We start from the raw sequence: 3,956 nt of genomic DNA on the forward strand, positions 1-3,956 counted from the left end.
TTGAGGTCTACGCGCCGGACGCGCCTACCGGACGCACAAAATGTAGGGCCCGCTCAAGCCTCGATGACCCAGGCAACCCACACAAATCGAGAAGGGACCTCTTTTCATGAAGATCTATAAAGAAATATGGGGCACCAGTGAATGGTTTGACCATGTAACCTGCCTCCTATTGCTTGAGTTACTCAAATCTAATGAACAAAATTGTTGTCAATTAAAGCGAGTCTCGGTAAAGAATTAAATAGCGGCAAAGCTTTCCTTAAAAGAAGCGGAAACACTTAAATGTAGCAATTACATCTACCAGATTACTCCCTTCACTATTCTAGCCGGTTCCTCAATTCAACCCCGTACGACCACATTTGGCTGCGCCAAACGTTTACCCGCACCCGCCCTCGAAATGGCCAGTCTCAGCTGTCCATTTTAAGGGCGTTAATGAACGCCTCCTGCGGGATGTCCACCTTCCCGAACTGGCGCATCTTCTTCTTACCAGCCTTCTGCTTGTCCAGCAACTTGCGCTTGCGCGAGGCGTCGCCGCCGTAGCATTTCGCCGTCACGTCCTTGCGCATGGCCGAGAGCGTCTCGCGGGCGATGACCTTGCCGCCGATGGCCGCCTGGATCGGGATCTTGAACATGTGGCGCGGGATCAGGTCCTTGAGTTTCTCGCACATGGCCCGGCCGCGCATCTCGGCGCGGTCACGGTGGACCATCATCGACAGCGCGTCCACGGGCTCGTCATTCACCAGGATCTGCATCTTGGCGAGGTTGTCCTCGCGATACCCGGTCAACTGGTAGTCGAAGCTGGCATAGCCCTTCGTCACCGATTTCAGCCGGTCGTAGAAATCGAAGACCACCTCGTTGAGCGGCAGGTCATAGACCACCATGGCGCGGGAGCCGGCATAGCTGAGGTCGTTCTGTATCCCGCGCCGGTCCTGGCAGAGCTTGAGCACATCACCCAGGTAATCGTCGGGGACAAGGATGGTGGCCTTGATGCGCGGCTCTTCCACGTGGGCGACATGGGCCAGGTCGGGCATGTCGGCGGGGTTGTGCAACTCCTCGCAGGTGCCGTCCTTCATGTAGACATGATAGACGACGGACGGGGCCGTGGTGATCAGCTCGATATCGTATTCACGCTCGATCCGGTCGCGGATGACCTCGAGGTGCAGCAGCCCGAGAAAGCCGCAGCGAAAGCCGAAGCCCAGCGCGGCCGAGCTTTCCATCTCGTAGGAGAACGAGGCATCGTTGAGCGCCAGCTTGTCGATGGCCTCGCGCAGGTCCTCGAACTGGGCGGTGTCCACGGGGAACAGCCCGCAGAACACCACCGGCTGGGCGGGCTTGAAGCCGGGCCAGGCGGTGTCGCAGGGCCGCTTGTCGTGGGTGATGGTGTCGCCGACGCGGGTGTCGCGCACCTGCTTGATCGAGGCGGTCAGAAAGCCGATCTCGCCCGGGGCCAGGTCGTCCACCGTCTGCATGGCGGGCTTGAAGACGCCGATGCGGTCCACCTGATGGACGGTGCCGTTCTGCATGAAGCGGATGCGCTCGCCCTTTTTCAGAACCCCGTCGCGGATGCGCACCAGCACGATGACCCCGAGGTAGGGGTCGTACCAGCTGTCCACCAGCATGGCCTTGAGCGGCGCGTCGCGCGTCCCCTCGGGCGGCGGCAGATGGGTGATGATGGCCTCGAGCACATCGCGGATGCCCTCGCCCGACTTGGCCGAAACGGGGATCGCGCCGCTGGCGTCGATGCCGATCACATCCTCGACCTGTTCGGCGACGCGGTCGATGTCGGAGGCGGGCAGGTCGATCTTGTTGAAGACGGGGATCAACTCGTGATCCGCGTCGATGGCCTGGTAGACATTGGCCAGGGTCTGGGCCTCGACGCCCTGGGTGCTGTCCACCACCAGCAGCGAGCCCTCGACCGCGCGCATGGAGCGGCTGACCTCATAGGCGAAATCGACGTGGCCCGGCGTGTCGATGAGGTTGAGCACGTAGTGCTGCCCGTCCAGCGCGTCGTATTCGATGCGCACGGTGTTGGCCTTGATGGTGATGCCGCGCTCGCGCTCGATGTCCATGGCGTCGAGCAACTGTTCCTTCATGTCGCGATCGGGCACCGTGTTGGTGGCCTGGATCAGCCGGTCGGCAAGGGTCGATTTCCCGTGGTCGATATGCGCGACGATCGAGAAATTGCGGATATGGGTCAGGTCGGTCATGTGCCCCGATATGTCGGGGTTTGCGGGCTTTGGCAATGGGGCATGGCGCGCGCGGACGGTGCGGGCGCCGGGGCTGTACTGTGACCCTTATGGGGATACGGCAGGCAGGGTGTCAGCACCGGGCCGGACAACGCAAGCCGCGCGACGGCCAGACCGCGGGGTGGCGATCAGCCCGCCGAGCCGCGCACTTTATCCCTGCCAAATCCGCAAGAGCGTGGATCGGCGCGCCACCCCCCCCCAAATCGCCAGCCCGTGCGGGCGGTCTGGCGAGGGGCCGGGCACCTGCGGTGCCATTCCGGCCCCGGGCGACAGTGAATGACGGCAGCCAGCCCAGGGCGGATATTGAGAGCAAGTCGCGCGATGGCCAGCCCGCAGGATGGCGATCGGCCCTTTGAGCGAGGCATTTTATCCGACCAAATCCGCAAAACATCCGAACGGCGTGCCAAGCCCCACCAAATCGCCAGCCCGGGGGGGCGGTCTGGCGATCGCGCGGCGCCTTCGGCGCTATTCGCGCGGATAAGGGGGTCGATGACAGCTCTGACCCTGCATAGGGGGCATCGGGAAACAGCTATGAATTTGCAGCCCCCCCTCCCTGCGCAAAGCAGCCACTCACGCCCTCGCCCCGCACGTCGCCTCAGGCATTGGAATTGAACGGCGGGTCGAGGTAGACCAGATCGACGAAGCCGTCCGGCATGGCGCGCAGCACGTCCAGTTTGTCGCCATAGAACAGGTGGTTGCCCGTGGAAAGGTCGGTCATGCGCGCGGGCTCCTGTCTGGTGGCGGGCCGGTTTCGGGGGCACCTTGTCCCGCCCCGGTCTGGCCCGGGGCCGGTCAAGGCACAGTTTAGGCCCGCGCGCCGGCGGGATGCAATGGCGCGTCGCCGGGGCCGCGTCAGGACCGCCCGCCCATGATCTCGCGCGCGATGTCGCGGGCGATGGGGGCAGCTTCGGCCGCCGTCATCCCGGCGCGAAACCTGTCGTCGTAGAGCATCCGCAGCAGCAACTCGTCGTGGCGGGTCAGCAGGGCGAATTCCTCGTCATCGTTGAAGATCGAGGGGCGCGCCCGGGGGCTGTCGTTGGCCAACCCCAGCCCCTGGGCGATTTCCTCGTGAATGCAGGCGCGGCGCATCAGGTCGGGGTGTTCGCCGCGAATAAGCGCCACCGCCCGGTCGTAGCCCGGCCCGCCGCGGGCGGAACTGGCCAGCACCAGGCAGAAGGTCTCGCGCGGCGGGTCGGTAACGGCGCGCAGGGTGGCCCCGGACAGGCCCGGCATGAGGGCGCGCAGGCGGGTGGCGTCCGCATCCCTGTCGTCCTCGTTGAGGATCAGGACATGGAAGTTCGGGTCGCTGTCGGTCAGCGAGATTCGCAACCCCGAAACCCGCGACAGCCGGGCGACGTAGTCGCCAATGGTGGCGCGGTCGTCCCGGCGCTGGGCCTGCGGGATGGTGTCGCCGAATTCCACGGACATGCGCACGGGCTGCTCCCAGCGGCGCAGGCGGCTGACGTTGGCCTGGGCGCGCAGCCTGCCGCCGGTGTCGAGGTATTCGTTGAACAGCGCGATGCGCACGAAGTTGCGCGCCAGCATGCTGTCGGTGAAGGGGGTATCCGGCCCGCCGCCGTCGGTGCGCAGCAGGCCCTGCGCGTCCAGATCGTCCTGCACGCGCCGGTAATAGCGGCGCAGGGCGCGGCTTTCGGGCGACAGTGCGGGCGTCTCGGGGGCCTCGGGGCGCGCCTCTGGCGGGGTGGCGGGCGC

3 protein-coding genes are annotated in these 3,956 nt (G+C 65.0%); all 3 read right to left on the reverse strand.

Features of this window, described 5'->3' with window-relative positions; all coding sequences use genetic code 11:
• Positions 1 to 404 precede the first annotated feature (404 nt).
• On the reverse strand, positions 405 to 2,204 hold the full coding sequence (gene lepA / locus ACH107_RS30685) for a translation elongation factor 4 (protein WP_310691602.1): 1,800 nt from the start codon (positions 2,202 to 2,204) through the stop codon (positions 405 to 407).
• Between the two features lie 634 nt (positions 2,205 to 2,838).
• Positions 2,839 to 2,961 carry a hypothetical protein gene (locus ACH107_RS30690; protein WP_310691601.1) on the reverse strand — a complete coding sequence of 41 codons (123 nt, stop codon included), beginning with the start codon at positions 2,959 to 2,961 and terminating at the stop codon, positions 2,839 to 2,841.
• Positions 2,962 to 3,095: 134 nt separating this feature from the next.
• Positions 3,096 to 3,956 (reverse strand): DUF2927 domain-containing protein (locus tag ACH107_RS30695; protein WP_412509475.1); only part of this gene is annotated, 861 nt, incomplete at its 5' end.

Source organism: Roseovarius halophilus (ex Wu et al. 2025) (genome assembly GCF_047086965.1).

Coding starts and splice junctions, on each gene's coding strand:
- lepA (WP_310691602.1), bottom strand. CDS start 2,204: ATGACCGACCTGACCCATATCCGCAATTTCTCGATCGTCGCGCATATC.
- ACH107_RS30690 (WP_310691601.1), bottom strand. CDS start 2,961: ATGACCGACCTTTCCACGGGCAACCACCTGTTCTATGGCGACAAACTG.